Source organism: Streptomyces bambusae, from assembly GCF_019400985.1.
In the GTDB taxonomy this organism is placed as follows: domain Bacteria; phylum Actinomycetota; class Actinomycetes; order Streptomycetales; family Streptomycetaceae; genus Streptomyces; species Streptomyces bambusae_A.
In genome coordinates this window covers 1-19,824 of sequence record NZ_WTFF01000063.1, presented here as the reverse complement: position 1 = coordinate 19,824, position 19,824 = coordinate 1, and the positions used below count along the sequence as shown (strand labels likewise).

Annotated in this window: 15 protein-coding genes and 1 pseudogene; 8 read left to right on the top strand and 8 right to left on the bottom strand. The window is 73.2% G+C overall.

The genetic code is table 11. From position 1 onward, the window contains the following. Positions 1-11: 11 nt before the first annotated feature. From iolD to iolC, 3 genes are read right to left on the bottom strand one after another with little or no spacing between them, the layout of a single operon-like run. Positions 12-1,988 (bottom strand): 3D-(3,5/4)-trihydroxycyclohexane-1,2-dione acylhydrolase (decyclizing), encoded by a 1,977-nt coding sequence (gene iolD / locus GPJ59_RS11845; RefSeq protein WP_219666967.1) that lies wholly within the window; start codon positions 1,986-1,988, stop codon positions 12-14. Continuing rightward, entirely contained in the window at positions 1,883-2,878 is a 996-nt protein-coding gene (iolB, locus tag GPJ59_RS11840; RefSeq protein ID WP_219666973.1) for a 5-deoxy-glucuronate isomerase, read from the bottom strand. Before iolB ends, iolD begins: the two co-directional genes overlap by 106 nt. A 14-nt stretch (positions 2,879-2,892) precedes the next feature. After that, positions 2,893-3,810: a 5-dehydro-2-deoxygluconokinase gene (gene iolC, locus GPJ59_RS11835; RefSeq protein ID WP_219666974.1), complete on the bottom strand. Its 918-nt coding sequence runs from the start codon at positions 3,808-3,810 to the stop codon at positions 2,893-2,895. Between the two features lie 78 nt (positions 3,811-3,888). On the opposite strand from iolC, the gene GPJ59_RS11830 reads away from it, so the two are divergent. The 5 genes from GPJ59_RS11830 (at position 3,889) to GPJ59_RS11810 (ending at position 9,072) form a co-directional block, all read left to right on the top strand. After that, a complete protein-coding gene (locus GPJ59_RS11830) occupies positions 3,889-4,815 on the top strand; it encodes a sugar phosphate isomerase/epimerase family protein (RefSeq protein WP_219666966.1) in 927 nt (308 codons plus the stop codon). Positions 4,816-4,834: 19 nt separating this feature from the next. After that, positions 4,835-5,848, top strand: coding sequence for a Gfo/Idh/MocA family protein (locus GPJ59_RS11825; RefSeq protein ID WP_219666965.1), 1,014 nt, complete (start codon positions 4,835-4,837; stop codon positions 5,846-5,848). A gap of 244 nt (positions 5,849-6,092) precedes the next feature. Then, entirely contained in the window at positions 6,093-6,293 is a 201-nt protein-coding gene (locus GPJ59_RS11820; protein ID WP_219666964.1) for a helix-turn-helix transcriptional regulator, read from the top strand. 162 nt (positions 6,294-6,455) lie between these two features. Beyond that, complete coding sequence (locus tag GPJ59_RS11815) at positions 6,456-6,689, top strand: heavy-metal-associated domain-containing protein (protein WP_219666963.1); 234 nt, start codon at positions 6,456-6,458, stop codon at positions 6,687-6,689. 97 nt (positions 6,690-6,786) lie between these two features. Further along, on the top strand, positions 6,787-9,072 hold the full coding sequence (locus tag GPJ59_RS11810; RefSeq protein WP_219666962.1) for a heavy metal translocating P-type ATPase: 2,286 nt from the start codon (positions 6,787-6,789) through the stop codon (positions 9,070-9,072). A 446-nt stretch (positions 9,073-9,518) separates the two neighbouring features. Here GPJ59_RS11810 and GPJ59_RS11805 read toward each other — a convergent pair whose 3' ends face one another. Then, on the bottom strand, positions 9,519-10,808 hold the full coding sequence (locus GPJ59_RS11805; protein ID WP_219666961.1) for a citrate synthase: 1,290 nt from the start codon (positions 10,806-10,808) through the stop codon (positions 9,519-9,521). 182 nt (positions 10,809-10,990) lie between these two features. Next, on the bottom strand, positions 10,991-13,219 hold the full coding sequence (gene recD2 / locus GPJ59_RS11800) for an SF1B family DNA helicase RecD2 (protein ID WP_219666960.1): 2,229 nt from the start codon (positions 13,217-13,219) through the stop codon (positions 10,991-10,993). Positions 13,220-13,581: 362 nt separating this feature from the next. Here recD2 and GPJ59_RS11795 point away from each other — a divergent pair. Then, positions 13,582-14,085 (top strand): annotated as a pseudogene (locus GPJ59_RS11795) (GNAT family N-acetyltransferase); the annotation flags it as partial. Here the strand turns inward: GPJ59_RS11795 and GPJ59_RS11790 are convergent. Next, positions 14,036-15,019, bottom strand: a complete 984-nt coding sequence (locus GPJ59_RS11790; protein ID WP_219666959.1) for an EamA family transporter — start codon at positions 15,017-15,019, stop codon at positions 14,036-14,038. The pseudogene GPJ59_RS11795 and the gene GPJ59_RS11790 overlap by 50 nt on opposite strands. Positions 15,020-15,101: 82 nt before the next feature. On the opposite strand from GPJ59_RS11790, the gene GPJ59_RS11785 reads away from it, so the two are divergent. Together GPJ59_RS11785 and GPJ59_RS11780 are read left to right on the top strand one after the other, a co-directional pair. Continuing rightward, the gene (locus GPJ59_RS11785; RefSeq protein WP_219666958.1) at positions 15,102-16,052 is read left to right on the top strand and encodes a LysR family transcriptional regulator; all 951 of its coding nucleotides are present in this window, start codon (positions 15,102-15,104) and stop codon (positions 16,050-16,052) included. 9 nt (positions 16,053-16,061) lie between these two features. After that, a complete protein-coding gene (locus GPJ59_RS11780) occupies positions 16,062-17,846 on the top strand; it encodes a glycoside hydrolase family 3 protein (protein ID WP_219666957.1) in 1,785 nt (594 codons plus the stop codon). Between the two features lie 31 nt (positions 17,847-17,877). Here the strand turns inward: GPJ59_RS11780 and GPJ59_RS11775 are convergent, their stop codons facing one another. Both GPJ59_RS11775 and GPJ59_RS11770 read right to left on the bottom strand, forming a co-directional pair. Continuing rightward, entirely contained in the window at positions 17,878-19,311 is a 1,434-nt protein-coding gene (locus GPJ59_RS11775; protein WP_219666956.1) for a S28 family serine protease, read from the bottom strand. 84 nt (positions 19,312-19,395) lie between these two features. Further along, positions 19,396-19,761 (bottom strand): hypothetical protein, encoded by a 366-nt coding sequence (locus tag GPJ59_RS11770; protein WP_219666955.1) that lies wholly within the window; start codon positions 19,759-19,761, stop codon positions 19,396-19,398. Between the last annotated feature and the right edge of the window lie 63 nt (positions 19,762-19,824).

The following is a 19,824-nucleotide window of genomic DNA, read 5'->3' as shown; positions in this document are numbered from 1 at the left end:
GCGTTGCTCCTTCACAGATGGCGACGTCGCTGCGCGGCTTGCCGGTCGTACTCTTCGCGGGCGGAGGCCGCCGACGGGCGGGTCGCGGTCTCGGCCACAGGAACATCCCACCACGCCTGTGCGGGGGGTGGGCCCGACACAGTGTCGGGCGTTCGGGTCTCCACGTAGACACATGTGGGACGGTCCGCCGCCCGGGCCTCGGCCAGCGCTTCGCGCAGGTCACGGACGGTCCGGGCGCGGATCACGGCCATCCCGAGGGAGGCGGCGTTGGCCGCCAGGTCCAGCGGGAGCGGGTCCCCGTCGTAGGCCCCGTCCGGCCCCCGGAAGCGGTAGGCGGTGGCGAAGCCCTCGCCGCCGGTGCCCGCGGAGAGGCCGCCGATGGAGGCGTAGCCGTGGTTGTCGAGGACGACCACCTTGAGGGGGACCCGCTCCTGCACGGCGGTGACCAGTTCGGTCGGGTTCATCAGGTACGTCCCGTCGCCGACCAGCGCCCACACCGGCCGGCCGGGTTCGGCCAGGGCCGCGCCGAGCGCGCCGGGGATCTCGTAGCCCATGCAGGAGTAGCCGTACTCGACGTGGTACTGCCGCGACGAGCGGGCCCGCCACAGCTTGTGCAGGTCACCCGGGAGGGAGCCCGCCGCGTTGACGATCACGTCCTGGTCGGTGACCACCGAGTCCAGCGCGCCGAGCACCTGCACCTGGGTGGGGACGGCGTCGGGGTCGGGGGCGGCGAAGGCGGCGTCGACGCGCCGCTCCCAGGCGGCCTTCGCCGCGCCGTACGCCTGTACATAGGCGGGGGCGACCCGGTGCCCGGCGAGCTCGGCGCGCAGCAGGTCCAGGCTCTCGCGGGCGTCGCCGACGAGGGGGCGGGCGGCGAGTTTGTGGGCGTCGTACGGGTCGAGGTTGAGGCCGAGGAAGCGGACGGCCGGGTTCTGGAACAGGGTCCCGGAGGCCGTGGTGAAGTCGGTCAGCCGGGTACCCGCCGCGATCACCAGGTCCGCGGTCCGGGCCAGGTCGTCGGCCGGGGCGGTGCCGGTGTGGCCGACCCCGCCCACGTCGGCCGGGTGGTCGTGCGCGAGGACGCCCTTGCCAGCCTGGGTGACGGCCACCGGGATGCCGGTGGCCTCGGCGAACGCGGCCAGGGCGGACTCGGCCGCGCTGTGCCGGATGCCGCCGCCGGCGATGACCAGGGGCCGCTCGGCCCCGCGTACGGCGGCCGCGGCGGCGGCGAGCTCCGCACGGTCGGGCAGCGGGCGGCGCACGGTCCACACCCGGTCGGCGAAGAACTCCTCCGGCCAGTCGTACGCCTCCGCCTGGACGTCCTGCGGCAGGGCCAGGGTGACCGCGCCGGTGGCGACGGGGTCGGTGAGCACGCGCATGGCCTGGAGGGCGGCCGGGACCAGGGCCTCGGGGCGGGTGATCCGGTCGAAGTACCGCGACACCGGCCGCAGCGTGTCGTTGACGGAGACGTCCCCGGCCCCGGGGAACTCCAGCTGCTGGAGCACCGGGTCGGCGGGCCGGGTCGCGAAGGCGTCGCCGGGCAGGAGGAGCACCGGCAGCCGGTTGACGGTCGCCAGGGCGGCACCGGTGACGAGGTTGGTGGCGCCGGGCCCGATGGAGGTGGTCACGGCGTGCGCGGACAGCCGGCCGCTGTGCCGGGCGTAGCCGACGGCGGCGTGCACCATGGCCTGCTCGTTGCGGCCCTGGAGGAAGGGCATCGCCTTGCCGCCGGTCTCCAGCAGGGCCTGGCCGAGTCCGGCCACGTTGCCGTGCCCGAAGATGCCCCAGGTGGCGGCGATCAGCCGGCGCCGGCGGCCGTCGCGTTCGGTGAACTGGGCGGCCAGGAAGGCGACGAGGGCCTGGGCGACCGTGAGCCTGCGGGTCACTGGGCATCCTCCGCGCGGTAGAAGGGCAGCCTGGGATCGGGGTCCTGGCCTTCCCAGGTGTCCCGGACCCAGCCGTGGTCGGGGTGGTCCCGGATCAGCCATTCCCGGGTCGCGCCGGGGCCGGCCATCACGTTCAGGTAGTACATGTCGTGGCCGGGTGCGGCGATGGACGGGCCGTGCCAGCCGTCGGGGATGAGCACCGCGGCACCGCTGCGCACCTCCGTGAGGATGTCGGTCTTCCCCGCCGGGGAGGGCGTGACACGCTGGTAGCCGAGGCCGGGGGTGTCGCCGTGCGGGGCGATCTCGAAGTAGTAGATCTCCTCCAGCTCGGACTCCTCGCCGGGGTGGTGCTCGTCGTGCTTGTGGGGCGGGTACGAGGACCAGTTCCCGCCCGGGGTGAGCACCTCGACGGCGATCAGCCGGTCGCACGCGAAGGCGTCCGCGGCGGCGAAGTTGTTGACCTGGCGGGAGCAGGGGCCGCGGCCGCGGAGTTCTACGGCCACGTTCTGGGCGGGGGCGTAGCGGGGCTCCAGGCGGCGCCGGGCCCGGGCTCCGGCGAGGGCGAAGCGGCCGCCGGCCGGGGAGGTGACCTCGGCGTGGGCGTCACGGGGGACGTAGGCGAAGTCTGTGACGGCCTCGAACACGCTGCTGCGGCCCTGCAACCGGAACCGCTGCGCGGAGCTTTTCCCCTCCCCGCCCCTTCCCGAACTGGGGCTCCGCCCCAGACCCCGCGCCTCAAACGCCGGCGGGGCTGGGATTTGCTGCGCAAATCCAGCCCGCGCGGCGTTTGAGCGCACGGGCGCGGAGCGCACGTCCGGGGGTCTGGGGGCGCAGCCCCCAGTTTCGGGAAGGGGCGGGGTGGGGAACGGCTCCGCGCAGCGGACATCGCAGCCCCCGCTCAGCGGCAGGACGATCCACTCCCGGTCCCCGCACTCCCACGCGTACGTCTCCCCGGGCCCGAGCTCCAGCACCCGCAGCGCCGTCAACGCCATCTGCCACTCCGCGATCACCGGCATGCCGCCAGCACCTCCTCCACCTCCGCCGCCCACGGCATCGCCGCCGAGCAGGCGAGCCGGGACGCGACGATCGCCCCGGCGGCGTTCGCGTACCGCATCACCCGCGCGAGCTCCCACCCCGCCAGCAGCCCGTGGCACAGCGCCCCGCCGAACGCGTCCCCGGCGCCCAGCCCGTTGACCACCTCCACCTCCACCGGCGGGACCTGCGCCTGCGTGCCGTCCCGGTGCACCGCGAGTACCCCCTCCGGGCCCAGCTTCACCACCGCCAGTTCCACGCCCGCGGCCAGCAGCGCCCGCGCCGCCGCGTGCGGCTCGTGGCAGCCGGTGGCCACCGCGCATTCCTCGGCGTTGCCCACCGCCACGGTCGCGTACCGCAGGGCATCCTCGTAGAACGGCTGCGGCTTCTCCTCCCAGAGCATCGGACGCCAGTCCAGGTCGAAGACGGTCACACCCGTCCGCGCCCGGGCCCGCAGCGCCGCCAGCGTCGCGGCGCGGGACGGCTCCGCGCTGAGCCCCGTACCCGTCATCCAGAACACCCGCGCCGCCCGCACCTCGTCCAGGTCCAGCTCCTCCGGCCGGATCTCCAGGTCGGGGGCTTTCGGCAGGCGGTAGAAGTACAGCGGGAAGTGGTCCGGGGGGAAGATCTCGCAGAAGGTGATCGGCGTGGGCAGGTCGGGGACCGGGGTGGCCCAGCGGTCGTCCACGCCGAAGTTCCGCAGCTCGGCCCGCAGGTAGGAGCCGAAGGGGTCCGCCCCGGTCCGGGTGATCACGGCCGTGCGCCGGCCGAGCCGCGCCGCCGCGACGGCGACGTTCGACGGCGAGCCGCCGAGGAACTTCCCGAAGGTGTCGGCCTCGGCGAGCGGTACGCCGGTTCTGAGCGGGTAGAGATCCACCCCGATCCGGCCCATCGTGATCAGATCGAACGGGTCGGTGGTCACGAGCAGTCCTCCTATGTCGTCGTACGTCGCACCCCTAAGGTGGCCGCCATGACGTCCTCCCCGCCCGCGTTGACCCGTATCCGCATCGGTTCGGCACCGGACTCCTGGGGGGTGTGGTTTCCGGACGATCCGCTGCAGACCGGCTGGGAACGCTTCCTCGACGAGGTCGCGGACGCCGGCTACGCGTGGATCGAGCTCGGCCCGTACGGCTATCTGCCCACCGACCCGGCGCGGCTGCGCGAGGAGACGGGCAGGCGCGGGCTGCGGGTCTCGGCCGGCACCGTCTTCACCGGACTCCATCACGGTCCCGCCGTGTGGGACGACACCTGGGCGCACGTGTCGCGTGTCGCGGAGCTCGCGCAGGCGGCGGGCGCCGGGCATCTGGTGGTCATCCCGTCCTTCTGGCGGGACGACAAGACGGGCGCGGTGCTGGAGGACCGGGTCCTGACGGCGGACCAGTGGCGCGAACTGGCCCGGCAGACCGAGCGGCTGGGCCGCGAGGTGCGCGACCGCTACGGACTGCGGATCGTGGTCCACCCGCACGCCGACACGCACGTCGACACCCCCGGGAACGTGGCCCGGTTCCTGGACGCGACCGATCCGGACCTGGTCTCCCTCTGCCTGGACACCGGGCACTACGCGTACTGCGGCGGCGACAGCGTCGCCCTGCTCAAGGAGTTCGGCGAGCGGATCGGCTACCTGCACCTGAAGCAGGTGGATCCGCGGATCCTCGCCGAGGTCGTCGCCGAGGAGCTGCCGTTCGGGCCTGCGGTGGCGCGCGGGGTGATGTGCGAGCCGCCGGGCGGGGTGCCGGCGCTGGAGCCGGTGCTGGCCGCCGCGCAGGAGCTGGGCGCGGCCCGGGACGTCGAGCTGTTCGCCATCGTGGAACAGGACATGTACCCGTGTCCGCCGGACCGTCCGCTGCCGATCGCCCGCCGGACGCGGGACTACCTGCGCTCCTGCGGCGCCCGTTGAGGAGAGAGAGGAGAACCGTATGGCCGGCACGCTCGGCATCGCCGTCATCGGCACCGGGAGGATGGGCGCGGACCACGTCCGGCGGATCGGGCGGACGGTGGGCGGCGCCCGGGTGGTGGCGGTCGCCGATCCGGACGGCGACCGGGTCAAGGAGGTGGCGGCGGGCCTGGACGGCGCGAGCGCCCACACCGATCCGGCGGCCGCGGCGGCCGCGCCCGGGGTGGACGCGGTACTGATCGCCTCTCCCGGGCCGGCCCACGAGGAGGCGCTGCTCCTGGCGTTGGCGCGGGAGCTGCCGGTGCTGTGCGAGAAGCCGCTGACCCCGGATCCGGCGGGCGCGCTGCGCGTCGTGGAGGCCGAGCAGCGGCTGGGCCGGCGGCTGATCCAGGTGGGCTTCATGCGCCGGTACGACGCCGAGTACGAGCGGCTCAAGGAGCTGCTGGACGCGGGCGGGATCGGGCGGCCGCTCTTCCTGCACTGCCGCCACCGCAACGCGTCCTCGCCGTCCTTCTTCACCAGCGACATGCTGATCAGCGACTCGGTGGTGCACGAGGTGGACGCGGCCCGCTGGCTGCTCGGGCAGGAGGTCACGGCCGTGTCCGTGGTGTCCCCGCGGCCGTCGGGGGCGGCCCCCGAAGGGCTCCAGGACCCGCAGCTGGTGCTGCTGGAGACCTCCGGCGGGGCCGTCGTGGACGTGGAGGTCTTCGTCAACTGCGGCTTCGGCTACGAGGTGCGGTGCGAGGCCGTCGGCGAGTCGGGCAGTGCCCGCATCGGCGACGGCCACGCCATGGTCGTCCAGGCGGGCGGGCGCTGGGGCGGGGAGATCGCGCAGGACTTCACCGTGCGCTTCGCCGACGCGTACGACCGCCAGCTGCGGCGGTGGGTGGCCGCCGTGGCGGCGGGCCGCACGGAGGGGCCCAGCGCCTGGGACGGCTACGCGGCGGCGGCCGTCTCCGAGGCCGGCCTCACCGCCCGCCGCACGGGCCTGCGCACGCCGGTCGAGCTCGCGGAACGCCCGGCCCTGTACCGGTGAACCCGACCGGCTACCGCTGAGCCGCCCCCGGGGCGCACCCCTGTACCTCACCAGTCACAGAGGTCTCCCCCGCGTCACGGGTGTCTCCGTCACGCGCATCCTCCGTCACAGTCCGTCCACAACCCCTCCCGCACAGTCACCGGCCATCGTTCTCCGGGCACAACTCGCGTGATCGTCAGGCTCCGTGACCCGGCTCCCCCGACGGCCTCCCGGCCGCCGCCGGGCATGGACGAGGAGGTGTGCCGTGACCGACCGAAAGCTGTGGTCGTACAAGGAGATCGCCGCCCACATCCGGGTCCAGCCGGACACGGTGCGCTCCTACCGCAAGCACGGGCTGCTTCCCCCGCCCGACCATGTGGAGGCCGGCAAGCCGTACTGGTACGCGGACACCGTCCGCGCCTGGGTGGCCCAGCGGCCCGGCAACAGGGCCCGGCGCGACGGGTGACGGGCACGCCGGCACCCGCCCTGAGGACGGCGCCGGCCCGGCCGCGGACGGGAGACTCTCGCCTCATACCCCCTCGGGGTATATAGTCAGGGATGATGAGAGGCCGGCGCACGCCTTCGCGGCCTGCCGCCGGTCCGACACGCCCCCGAAGAGGAGAACGACATGACCGCCGAGACGGAAACCCAGACCACCGCCGTCTACCGGGTGACCGGCATGACCTGCGGGCACTGCGAGGGTGCGGTGACCTCCGAGCTCACCGCCCTCCCCGGGGTGACCTCGGTCAAGGCCGTCGCCGCCGCCGGCGAGGTCACCGTGGTCTCCGCCGCTCCGCTGGCCGAGGACGCCGTCCGCGCGGCCGTGGACGAGGCCGGCTACACCTTTGCCGGGCAGGCCTGACCGGGCCCGGGCGCCCTCGCTCCGCAATCACCGCCGGGCCGTGCCGGCCGGCTCGTACCGGCCCCGTACGGCCCGGCCCCTCCCCTTGGAACCGGACATGAGCAGCAGCACTGTGCACGGTGGGCCCATAGCAGAGGTGGAGCTCACGATCGGCGGGATGACCTGTGCCTCCTGCGCGGCCCGGATCGAGAAGAAGCTCAACCGGATGGACGGCGTCAGCGCCACCGTCAACTACGCCACCGAGAAGGCCCGCGTCTCCTACACCGCGGACGTCCAGGTGGCCGACCTGATCGACACGGTCGTCAGGACCGGCTACACCGCGCAGGAGCCCCCGCCGCCGCCCGCGCCCGAACCGGCGGAACCGGCGGAACCATTCGGCGCGGCGAGCGAGGAGACCGCCGAGCCCCCTGCCGACCCCGAGCTCGCGGGGCTGCGCCAGCGGCTCCGGGTCAGCGCCCTGCTGGCCGCGCCCGTCGTCCTGATGTCGATGGTTCCCGCCCTGCAGTTCGACAACTGGCAGTGGCTCGCCCTCACCCTCGCCGCCCCCGTCGCCGTCTGGGGCGCCCTGCCCTTCCACCGGGCCGCCTGGACCAACGCCCGGCACGGTGCGGCCACCATGGACACCCTGGTCTCGGTCGGCACACTCGCCGCCTTCGTCTGGTCCCTGTGGGCGCTGTTCTTCGGCCACGCGGGCATGCCCGGCATGCGCCATGACTTCGAGTTCACGGCCGACCGCGCCGACGCCTCCTCCGCCCTCTACCTGGAGGTCGCGGCGGGCGTGGTCACCTTCATCCTGCTCGGCCGCTACCTGGAGGCCCGGTCCAAGCGGAAGGCCGGCGCCGCGCTGCGCGCCCTGCTGGAGCTCGGCGCCAAGGACGTCGCGGTGCTCCGCGCGGGCTCCGAGGTACGCGTGCCGGTCGGCGCCCTGGCGGTCGGCGACCGGTTCGTGGTCCGCCCCGGCGAGAAGATCGCCACCGACGGCACCGTGGTCGAGGGCAGTTCGGCGGTCGACGCCTCGATGCTGACGGGCGAGTCCGTGCCCGTCGAGGTGGGCGTCGGCGACCCGGTCGCCGGCGCGACGGTCAACGCCGCCGGCCGCCTGGTGGTCGAGGCCACCCGGGTCGGCTCCGACACCCAGCTGGCCCGGATGGCCAAGCTGGTGGAGGAGGCCCAGAGCGGCAAGGCCGCGGTGCAGCGGCTCGCCGACCGGATCTCCGCGGTCTTCGTGCCCGTCGTCCTGCTGATCGCGCTCGGCACCTGGGCGGCCTGGCTGCTGGCCACGGGCGACACCGCGGCGGCCTTCACCGCCGCCGTCGCCGTACTGATCATCGCCTGCCCGTGCGCACTGGGCCTGGCCACGCCGACCGCGCTGCTGGTCGGCACCGGACGGGGCGCCCAGCTGGGCATCCTGATCAAGGGCCCCGAGGTGCTGGAGTCCACCCGCACGGTGGACACCGTGGTCCTGGACAAGACCGGCACGGTCACCACAGGCCGGATGGCGCTGGCCGGCTTCCACGCCGCCGAGGGCGTGGACGAGGCCGAACTGCTGCGGCTGGCCGGCGCGCTGGAGCACGCCTCCGAGCACCCCGTCGCCCGGGCCGTCGCCGCCGGGGCGCTGGAGAAGGCCGGAGCCCTGCCAGTCCCCGAGGGCTTCGAGAGCGTCGCCGGGCTCGGCGTACGCGGCGTCGTCGAGGGCCGCTCCGTCCTGGTGGGCCGGACCCGGCTGCTGGCCGAGGCGTCCGTGGCGCTCCCGCCGCGGCTGGCCGAGGCGAAGGACGCGGCCGAGGCGGCCGGCTCGACGGCGGTGCTGGTGGCCTGGGACGGCGAGGCGCGCGGCGTGCTCGCGGTCGCCGACGCGGTCAAGGAGACCAGCGCCGAGGCGGTGGCGCGGCTGCGCGCCCTGGGCCTCACGCCGGTGCTGCTGACCGGCGACAACCGGGCCGTCGCCGACACCGTGGCCCGCGAGGTGGGCATCGACGACGTGATCGCCGAGGTGCTCCCGCAGGACAAGGTGGACGTGGTCAAGCGGCTCCAGGCGCAGGGCCGTACGGTCGCCATGGTCGGCGACGGGGTCAACGACGCCGCGGCGCTGGCCCAGGCGGACCTGGGGCTCGCCATGGGCACGGGCACGGACGCGGCCATCGAGGCGGGCGACCTCACCCTGGTCCGCGGCGACCTGCGCGTGGCGGCGGACGCGATCCGGCTCTCCCGGCGCACCCTGGCCACCATCAAGGGCAACCTGTTCTGGGCCTTCGGCTACAACGTGGCGGCGCTGCCGCTGGCGGCGGCCGGCCTGCTCAACCCGATGATCGCGGGCGCGGCGATGGCCTTCTCCTCGGTCTTCGTGGTGACCAACAGCCTCCGCCTGCGCTCCTTCCGCTAGCACCCGGCCGGCTCCGCCTCCTTCGTCCGTACACATCTCCTTCACAGGAGACGCAGATCACAGTGACGGGAACGTAACCATCTGCGGTGGTCGTGGGTCTAATGGGGCGACGCCAGGAACGTCTTGGGGGACGTCCGGCGCAGCCGGCCGGATCCGTGTGCCCGGGGGAAGCTTTGAGCGGCCTTCCCGACCCGCACGGGTCCCGGCGGACACCGACGCCCCGGTCCGGGTCCCGTGGGGGGAATCCGTTCCGGGGAAAAGGAAAGCGCCCCGTCCGTCGACCCGTGGGGGGATCGACGGCGGGGCGCTTTTCGCTGTCCGCGGCACACGGCGGTCACCACACGGCAGCTACGCCGTACTGCGGCTACGGCGTGCGGCGGCTACGCGTGCGACTGTGGCGGCCACGGCGCCGCGCGGGCTGCGGCGGCGCCGTACGGGCCTGTGGGTCAGCGGGCCTCGACGGGGACGAAGTCGCGCAGGACCTCGCCGGTGTAGATCTGGCGCGGGCGGCCGATGCGGGAACCCGGCTCCTTGATCATCTCGTGCCACTGGGCGATCCAGCCGGGCAGCCGGCCGAGCGCGAAGAGCACGGTGAACATCTCGGTCGGGAAGCCCATGGCCCGGTAGATCAGACCCGTGTAGAAGTCCACGTTCGGGTAGAGGTTGCGCTCGACGAAGTAGTCGTCGGCCAGCGCGTGCTCCTCCAGCTTCAGCGCGATGTCCAGCAGCTCGTCGCTCTTGCCGAGCTGCGACAGGACGTCGTGCGCCGCCGCCTTGATGATCTTCGCCCGGGGGTCGAAGCTCTTGTAGACGCGGTGGCCGAAGCCCATCAGGCGGACGCCGTCCTCCTTGTTCTTCACCTTGCGGATGAAGGAGTCGACGTCGCCGCCGGTCGCCTGGATGCCCTCCAGCATCTCCAGCACCGACTGGTTGGCGCCACCGTGCAGCGGGCCCCACAGGGCGCTGATGCCGGCCGAGATGGAGGCGAACATGTTCGCCTGCGAGGAGCCGACCAGGCGCACGGTGGAGGTGGAGCAGTTCTGCTCGTGGTCCGCGTGCAGGATGAGCAGCTTGTCGAGGGCGGAGACGACCACCGGGTCGAGCTCGTACTCCTGGGCCGGCACGGAGAAGGTCATGCGCAGGAAGTTCTCGACGTAGCCGAGGTCGTTGCGCGGGTAGACGACCGGGTGGCCGACCGACTTCTTGTACGCGTACGCGGCGATCGTCGGGAGCTTGGCCAGCAGCCGGATCGTCGAGAGGTTGCGCTGGTTCTCGTCGAACGGGTTGTGGCTGTCCTGGTAGAACGTCGACAGCGCGCTGACCACGGAGGACAGCATGGCCATCGGGTGGGCGTCGCGCGGGAAGCCGTCGTAGAAGCGCTTGACGTCCTCGTGCAGCAGCGTGTGCTGGGTGATCTCGTTGCGGAACGACGCGAGCTGGTCGACGGTCGGCAGCTCACCGTTGATCAGCAGGTACGCGACCTCGATGAAGGAGGAACGCTCGGCGAGCTGCTCGATCGGGTAGCCGCGGTAGCGCAGGATGCCCTGCTCACCGTCGAGGTAGGTAATTGCGGACTTGTAGGCCGCGGTGTTCCCGTAGCCGCTGTCCAGGGTCACCAGACCGGTCTGGGCCCGCAGCTTCGAGACGTCGAAGCCCTTGTCACCGACGGTGCTCTCGACCACCGGGTAGGTGTATTCACCGTCCGCGTACCGGAGTACTACAGAGTTGTCGCTCACGTCATCCCTCACCGACGTAGTGCCTCTTCTTCGAGGTGCCCTGACTGCCTCTACCTTCCCCCATTTGGCGCAGGAGAGTGCACTCGGGGTCGGCCTTTGGTCCTCGCGACGGCACTGAGTGCCGTCAACCTGAACATCCTGCCCCCTCCACACCGGTGCAGGAACCCAAAATGATCGATCATCTAGGTGATGTTTCCCACCGGTATGCGTCCCGAGAGTCTGGCCGCGACCGCCGTGTATCTCCTGCCTGCGGAAACCGTACGCACCGCCTGCCCCAACGCCTTGCGGGACCCGACCAGGACGACCAGTTTCTTCGCCCTGGTCACCGCCGTGTAGAGCAGATTTCGCTGGAGCATCATCCAAGCGCTGGTGGTGACGGGGATCACTACCGCCGGGTATTCACTCCCCTGGGAGCGATGGATGGTGACGGCGTAGGCGTGGGCCAGCTCGTCGAGCTCGCTGAACTCGTAGCCCACCTCCTCGTCCTCCTCCGTGCGCACCGTCAGCCGCTGCTCGTCCAGGTCGAGGGCGGTGACCACACCGACGGTGCCGTTGAAGACGCCATTCGCGCCCTTCTCGTAGTTGTTGCGGATCTGGGTGACCTTGTCGCCGACCCGGAAGACCCGGCCGCCGAACCGCTTCTCCGCCAGCCCGGGCCGCGCCGGGGTGACCGCCTGCTGGAGCAGGCCGTTGAGGGTGCCGGCGCCGGCCGGGCCGCGGTGCATGGGCGCGAGGACCTGGACGTCCCGGCGCGGGTCCAGACCGAATCTGGCCGGAATCCGGCGGGCGGCCACGTCCACCGTGAGCCGGCCGGCCTCCTCGGTGTCCTCCTCGGCGAAGAGGAAGAAGTCCGGCAGCCCCTCGGTGATGGGCGGCACCCCGGTGTTGATCCGGTGGGCGTTGGTCACCACGCCCGACTGCTGGGCCTGCCGGAAGATCCGGGTGAGCCGCACCGCGGGGACCGGGCCGCCCTCGGCCAGCAGGTCCCGCAGCACCTCCCCCGCACCCACCGAGGGCAGCTGGTCCACATCACCCACGAGCAGCAGGTGGGCGCCCGGCGCCACGGCCTTGACCAGCTTGTTCGCCAGCAGCAGATCGAGCATGGAGGCCTCGTCCACGACGACCAGGTCCGCGTCGAGCGGCCGGTCCCCGTCGTACGCCGCGTCCCCGCCGGGCTTGAGTTCCAGCAGCCGGTGCACGGTGGAGGCCTCGGCCCCGGTCAGCTCCGACAGCCGCTTGGCGGCGCGGCCGGTGGGCGCGGCGAGGACCACCTTGGCCTTCTTGGCGCGGGCGAGCTCCACGATCGAGCGGACGGTGAAGGACTTGCCGCAGCCGGGACCGCCGGTGAGCACCGCGACCTTGCGGGTCAGCGCCAGCTTGACCGCGTCCCGCTGCTCGGGGGCGAGATCGGCGCCGGTCCGCCCGGCCAGCCAGCCCAGCGCCCGCTCCCAGTCGACGTCCCGGAAGGCCGGCATCCGGTCCTCCTCGGTGTGCAGCAGCCGCCGCAGCCGGCCGGTCAGCGAGAGCTCGGCGCGGTGGAAGGGCACCAGGTAGACCGCCGTGAGCGGATCGCCGCCCTCGGGGTCGGGCACCTGCTCCCGTACGACGCCCTCCGGGTCCTCGGCGAGCTCCGCCAGGCAGTCGATGACCAGCCCGGTGTCCACCTGGAGCAGCTTGACCCCGTCCGCGATGAGCCGCTCCTGGGGCAGGAAGCAGTGGCCCTGGTCGGTGGACTGGGACAGCGCGTACTGCAGACCGGCCTTGACCCGCTCGGGGCTGTCGTGCGGTATGCCGACCGCCTGCGCGATCCGGTCGGCGGTCAGGAAGCCGATGCCCCAGACGTCGGCGGCGAGCCGGTAGGGCTGGTTCCGGGTCACCGAGATGGAGGCGTCCCCGTACTTCTTGTAGATGCGCACCGCGATGGAGGTGGAGACGCCGACGCCCTGGAGGAAGACCATGACCTCCTTGATGGCCTTCTGCTCCTCCCAGGCGGCGCCGATCAGCTTCGTGCGCTTGGGACCGAGGCCGGGAACCTCGATGAGGCGCTTCGGGTCGTCCTCGATGACGTCGAGGGTGTCGGTGCCGAAATGGTCGACGATCCGGTCGGCGATGCGCGGGCCGATCCCCTTGATGAGGCCGGAGCCGAGGTAGCGGCGGATGCCCTGGACGGTGGCGGGCAGGACCGTCGTGTAGTTCTCGCACGTGAACTGCCGCCCGTACTGCGGGTGGGAGCCCCAGCGGCCCTCCATCCGCAGCGATTCGCCGGGCTGCGCGCCGAGCAGCGATCCCACCACCGTGAGGAGGTCCCCGCCGCCGCGGCCGGTGTCGACCCGGGCGACGGTGTAGCCGTTCTCCTCGTTGGCGTAGGTGATCCGCTCCAGTACCCCTTCGACCACCGCCACATTGGACATGGCTCGACGTTACCCCGGCGCGCCGACACCCGGCCGGGCCTGTGGAAAACGACGTCCGGACCGCGGAGGGCGATGAAAACGATGAAGGGGGTCCGGCCTCGCGGCCGGACCCCCTCACGGTTACCCCTCCCGTGCCGGACTTCCCGATCCCCCCAGATCCCCTCCCGGAAGTACCGACGCCACATACGACCCGCGACCGCCGCGGACGGTTGCACACGGAGTGCGGACTTTATCTTTCCGTTACCAACGCCGCGGCTGACATGCCACCAAATCACCGCGCACGGAGCGTTTCGGCCATGCATGCGCCCTCCGGCGGGCCGCCGGGCCCCCGGGCCGCCTAGAATCCGGCCATGGCCGGCCTGGACGACGTACGACTGAGGGACCCCGAGCCGGGTGACCTCGGCTGGATCGTGCAGCGCCACGGCGCGCTGTACGCGGCCGAGTACGGCTGGAACAGCGACTTCGAGGGCCTGGTGGCCCGGATCGTCGCGGACTTCGCCGAGGACCACGACCCGTACCTGGAACGGGTGTGGATCGCGGAACTCGGCGGCCGCCCGGTCGGCTCTGTGATGTGCGTCCGGGAGGAGGGCGCACCCGGCACCGCGCGGCTGCGCCTGCTGCTGGTGGAGCCGGAGGGCCGCGGCCACGGCATCGGCGGCCTCCTGGTGCGGACGGTGGTCGAGTTCGCCCGCTCGGTCGGCTACCGCGAGCTGGTGCTGTGGACCAACGACGTGCTGGACGCCGCCCGCTCCCTCTACGAACGCGCCGGTTTCACCCTGGTCGCCGAGAAGCCGCACCGCTCGTTCGGGGTCAGCCTCATCGGGCAGGACTGGCGGCTCCCCCTGCAGGAGCAGCAGCCGGAGTGACCTCCCGGGCGGTGCCTGCGTCGGTACCGGTACCGGAATCGGCGTCGGTACGGGCGCCGGCACGGGCACGGGTACGGGCGCCGGCCGGTGCCAGTGAGGTCAGTGCGACGCCGCCGACCAGCAGCACCGCCGCCGCCCAGCGCGCCCCGGAGACCGGCTCGTCCAGCACCAGCGCCGCCGAGGACATGCCGAAGACCGGGACCAGCAGGCTGAACGGCGCCACCGAGGAGGCCGGGTAGCGGCGCAGCAGGTACCCCCAGGCGCCGAAGCCGAACACCGTGGAGATCCAGGCCACGTACCCGATGACGGCCGCACCCGACCAGTCCAGGGCGCGCAGCGCGGCCAGGTCCCGCTCCGGCCCCTCCAGCAGGAGCGAGAGGACCAGCAGCGGGACCACCGGCACCGTGCACACCCACACCATGAAGTTCAGCGCGTCCGGCGGCGCGGCCTTGCGGGTCAGCACGTTGGACACGCCCCAGCAGGCGGCGGCCGCGACCACCAGCACGAAGCCGAGCACCGGCCCCGAGGCGCCCTGGTCGACGGCAGCCACCCCGATCCCGGCGAGGGCCACCGCCATGCCCGCCAGCCGCACCCGGCCGGGCCGCTCGCGCAGCGCCACCGCGGCGAACAGGGCCGTGAAGACGGCCTGAGCCTGGAGGACCAGGGACGACAGCCCGGCCGGCATCCCCGCGTCCATGCCGGTGAACAGCAGCCCGAACTTGGCCACCCCGAGCGCCAGTCCGACGCCGGCGATCCACTTCCAGGCGACCTTGGGCCGGCCCACGAGGAAGACCGCCGGCAGCGCGGCGGCCAGGAAGCGCAGCGCGGACAGCAGCAGGGGCGGGAAGTGGTCGAGCCCGATCTCGATGACGACGAAGTTGAAGCCCCAGACGGCGGCGACGAGGACGGCGAGTGCGGTGTGTACGGGACGCATGCACCGAGCATCCGTCCGCCGACAGTTCAGCACCAGCGCAGATCTCTTCCGTGTTGGATGTAGCGTTGCTTACGATTGGCGCATGCTCGACCTGTCCCGGCTGCGCGCCCTGCACGCCGTCGCCGTCCACGGCTCGGTCGCGGCCGCGGCGGCGGCCCTCGGCTACACCCCGTCGGCCGTCTCCCAGCAGATCGCGAAGCTGGAGCGGGAAACCCGTACGACCCTGCTGGAGCGCCGCGGGCGCGGGGTCGCGCTGACCGAGGAGGCCCGCCACCTGGCCGACGCGGCGCAGGAGTTGCTGGCGATCGTGGAGCGCGCCGAGACCACCCTGGAGGAGCGGCGCGGGCAGCCGGGCGGGCTGCTGACGGTGGCCGCGTTCGCCTCGGCGGCGCGCGGTCTGCTGCCGGGGGTGCTCGCCGACCTGGCCCGCCGCCATCCGGCCCTGGACGTGCGGCTGTCGGAGGTGGACCCGCACCTGTCGGTGGACCTGGTGGCCAAGGGCGTCACCGATCTGGCCGTGGCGCACGACTGGGACATCGCCCCGCTGCCCGCCCCCGACGGGATCGAGCAGGTCTTCATCGGGGACGAGCGCTGCGATCTGGTCGTGCCCGAGGAGCACCCGTTCGCCCGGCGGCCGCTGGTGCGCCGGGAGGACCTGGGCGGGCAGCGCTGGGTGTGCCAGCCGCCGGGCCGGGTCTGCCACGACTGGCTGATGCGGACCCTGCGCTCGGCCGGCTTCGAGCCCGACGTCGCGCACGTGGCGGAGGAGAACCACACCCTGGTCGCCCTGGTGGCGGCCGGCCTCGGGATCGCGGTGATCCCGCACCTGGGCACCGGGCCGCTGCCGGCCGGGGCGGTGGCCGTCCCGCTCGAACCGGCGCCCGTACGGCGGCTGTACGCCCTGTGGCGCACGGGCGCCGCGCGCCGGCCGGCGATCACGGAGGCCGTACGGACCCTCCAGGAGCACTGGGGCGCACGCCGTACGGGGGACGCGGCGAGTGTCCGCGCGCAGCGGGGGGCGGCCGCGCAGTAGCGTGCCCGGGTGCCGTACCACGCGTCCCGCCGCACCCTGCTCGCCGCGGCCGCCGCGGCCACCCTCTCGGCCGCCGGGCCCTCCGCCGCCACGGTCCCGTACGAAGGCCCGTCCGCCGGCGGTTCCCGCCGGAGCCTGGTCCGGGCCGGGCAGGTGCTGGCCGGGATGACGCTGGCCGAGAAGGTGGGCCAGCTCTTCGTGAGCCGCGTGTACGGGCATTCGGCCACCGATCCGGACCCCGCCGACGCCGAGGCCAACCTGTCGAAGTTCGGGGTGGGTACGCCCGCCGAGCTGGTCGCCCGCTACCACCTGGGCGGGATCATCTACTTCGCGTGGGCGCACAACACCCGCAACCCGCGGCAGATCGCCGCCCTGTCCGACGGGCTCCAGCGGGCGGCCCTCGCCGGCGGCGCCGGGATCCCGCTGCTGCTGTCGACCGACCAGGAGCACGGCGTCATCGCGCGGATCGGGGCGCCCGCCACGCTGCTGCCCGGGGCCATGGCCCTGGGCGCGGGCGGCTCCCCGACGGCGGCCCTGCGGTCGGCCCGGATCGCGGGCGCCGAGCTGGCCGCGATGGGCATCCGGCAGGACTACGCGCCGGTCGCCGACGTCAACGTCGACCCGGCCAACCCGGTGATCGGCGTACGCTCCTTCGGCTCCGACCCGCACGCGGTGGCCGCCATGGTCGCGGCCCAGGTGCAGGGCTACCAGGGGGCCGGGATCGCCGCCACCGCCAAGCACTTCCCCGGCCACGGGGACACCGCGACCGACAGCCACGTGGGGCTGCCCGTGCTGGACCACACGCGCGGCGAGTGGGAGGAGCTGGACGAGCCGCCGTTCCGGGCGGCCGTCGAGGCGGGCGTGGACGCCGTGATGACCGCGCACATGGTCGTACCGGCGCTGGACCCCTCCGGGGACCCGGCCACCCTCTCCCGGCCGATCGTCACGGGCGTGCTGCGCGAACGCCTCGGCTTCGGCGGGGTGGTGGTGACCGACGCACTCGACATGGCCGGCGTACGCCAGAAGTACGGCGACGACCGGGTGCCGGTGCTGGCCCTGCTCGCGGGCTGCGACCAGCTGCTGAACCCGCCGGACCTGCCGCTGGCCCACCGCAGTGTGCTGGCGGCGGTGGAGTCGGGCGAGCTGTCGGTACGGCGGATCGAGGAATCGGTCCTGCGCATCCTGGAACTCAAGGCCCGGCGCGGCCTGTTCACCGATCCGTACACCGGCGCGGAGCGGGTGGACGAGGTGGTCGGCATCCCGGCGCACCGGGCGGCCGCGGACGAGATCGCGGCGGGCACCACGACCCTGCTGGCCAATCCCCGCGGGCTGCTGCCGCTGGACCCGGCGGCCCGGCCCCGGCTGCTGGTCACGGGGGCCGACCCGGTGTCGCCGAGCGGCACCACCGGCCCGCCGACCGCCGTCCTGGCCCGCGAACTGACCGCCCTGGGCTGCCCGGCGACCGCGGTGCCGCCCGCCCGGGCGGTGGCGGCCGCTCCCGGGCACCACGCGGTGCTCGTGTGCACGTACAACGTGCCCGAGGGCGCCGGCGACCAGCGCACCCTGGTGGAGCGGCTCGTGGCGACCGGGGTGCCGGTGGTGGGCGTCGCCGTCCGCAATCCGTACGACTCGGCGCGGCTGCCGGCCTGTGCGGCGGAACTGGCCACGTACTCCTGGACGGACGTGGAGCTGCGCGCCGCGGCCCGGGTGGTGGCGGGCGCGGCACGGCCGGCGGGGCGCCTTCCGGTGCCCGTGCCGGGGCGGTACCCGCTGGGCCACGGCCTGACGTACTGACCGGGCCCAGCGGATGCGCCGGCAGGAGCGGTTACGGCCGCAGCTGCGGCTCGCGCTCCAGGTCGCGCTGGTCGAGCACGGCGTCCGGGGTCGCCAGCGGTGCGGCCTTGGCGCTGTCGGACAGGGCCGCGGCCGGGGCGACGCCCGCCCACTGCAGGATCTTGGCGGTGGCCAGGGCCTTCTCGCCCTCCCGGAGCTTGGCGACGTTGGCGCCGTGGTTGGCGCCGGGCGCCGTCATGACGTAGCTGTCGCGGGTGGTGTAGCCGAGGCGGAACGGTTCGGCACCCCACGGGTCGTTCTGCCCGTAGACGAAGAGCATCTGGTGGGCGTTGGTGCGGACCCAGTTGTCGATGTCCGCCATGGCCCGGGGCTGGAAGGTCATGGGGATGTCGCGCGGCACGAAGTTGCGCGGCGGCTGGTAGCCGTAGCGGCTGAGGTTGCCGAGGTGGGGCTGCTTGATGTCGGGCGAGCCGAGCTGGGTGCCCGCCTGGTAGTAGTACGGCGTGTACGTCGAAAGGCCCTGGTCGGCATAGGCCGAGAAGCCGGAGATGGCGTCCACGGAGTCCCAGATCTGCTGGTCGGTCGCGGTCGCGGCGTCCGGGACCGAGGCGCAGTCGGAGAGCAGGCTGTACTGCCAGAAGGCCCAGACGTAGTCCAGGACGACGGCCTCGAAGGCCTTGTCCAGGCTGCCGACGGTGGTGAAGGTGTAGCCGTTGTCGGCGGCGTACGCCGCGTACTTGGCCTCCAGCGGCTCACGGCGCACCAGCGCCTCGCGCTGGACGGCGTTCAGCTTGTCGCGGCACTCCTTGGTGCCGACCTTCTTGAAGAACCGGTCGTAGGCCGAGTCCTCGTCGTTGTTCACGTCGTTGGGCGCGACGTACGCGACGACGCCGTCCATGTCGCGCGGGTAGAAGCGCTCGTAGTAGGTGGCGGTCATGCCGCCCTTGCTGCCGCCGGTGGCCAGCCAGTTCTTGGGGTAGATCTTCTTCAGCGCCGTGAAGATGCGGTGCTGGTCGCTGGCGGCCTGCCAGATGTCCAGGTTCCCCCAGTTGGCCGGGTCGGGCCGGGAGGGGGTGAAGAACCGGTACTCCATCGACACCTGGTTGCCGTCGACGATGGTCGTCGGCTCGCTGCGGCGCGGGTTGGTGTTGACGTTGTAGCCGGAGGTGAAGAACACCGTGGGGCGGGTCGTGTCCTTGTGCAGCAGCGTGATGCGCTGCAGATACGTGCCCTTCCACGGCTGCCGGTGGTCCACCGGCTGCTCGTAGTTCAGTACGAAGAAGCGGTAGCCGGTGTACGGCTTCTCCTCGATCAGGCTCATCCCCGGAACGGCGAGGATCTGGTCCTTGATGTCCGTGCCGGTGGTGGCATCTGCGGCGGTGGCCGCCTGTGCCGTGGCGCCGGCCGCGCCCATGGTGCCTATGAGCACCACGAGCGACAGCAGCCATCGGAGCGCCTTGCGCATTCACCCTCCCCTTGAGTTCACTGCGGTCGCGGTGAACCTAGCGGGGTCAACAGGGCCGTGAACAGACCTGGTTGGGCCGCAGTCTCAGCACAGGATCCAGCCGGACTCGACCGATTCGGCCCTGCTGGCGCCGCGTACGTGGACGCAGCGGGTGACGGTGTGCACGGTGACCGGTCCGGCGTAGCGGGTGAAGTCGCCGGCGTCGGTGACCGGGACGCCGCCGCGCGGCTGGATGGTCACGGACAGGGGCCGGCGCGGCCCGGGCCGCAGGGCGACGGTGACGGCGCAGGCCTCCGTACGGGTGCGGTAGACGCGCAGCTCGCCCGACGGCAGGGACACCGTGTGGACCAGCTGGCCCCGGCAGCCGCCGGTCGCCGCCTGCGCGGGCGCCGCCGCGAGCGCGGCGATCGCGGTCAGGGCCAGCGCGAGACCGGCGGGGAACGCCCCCACACCGCGAGCCCCCCCCGTACCCCCCCGCCGCCGTCCCGGGCCCCGGCCTCGGCTGGGACGAGA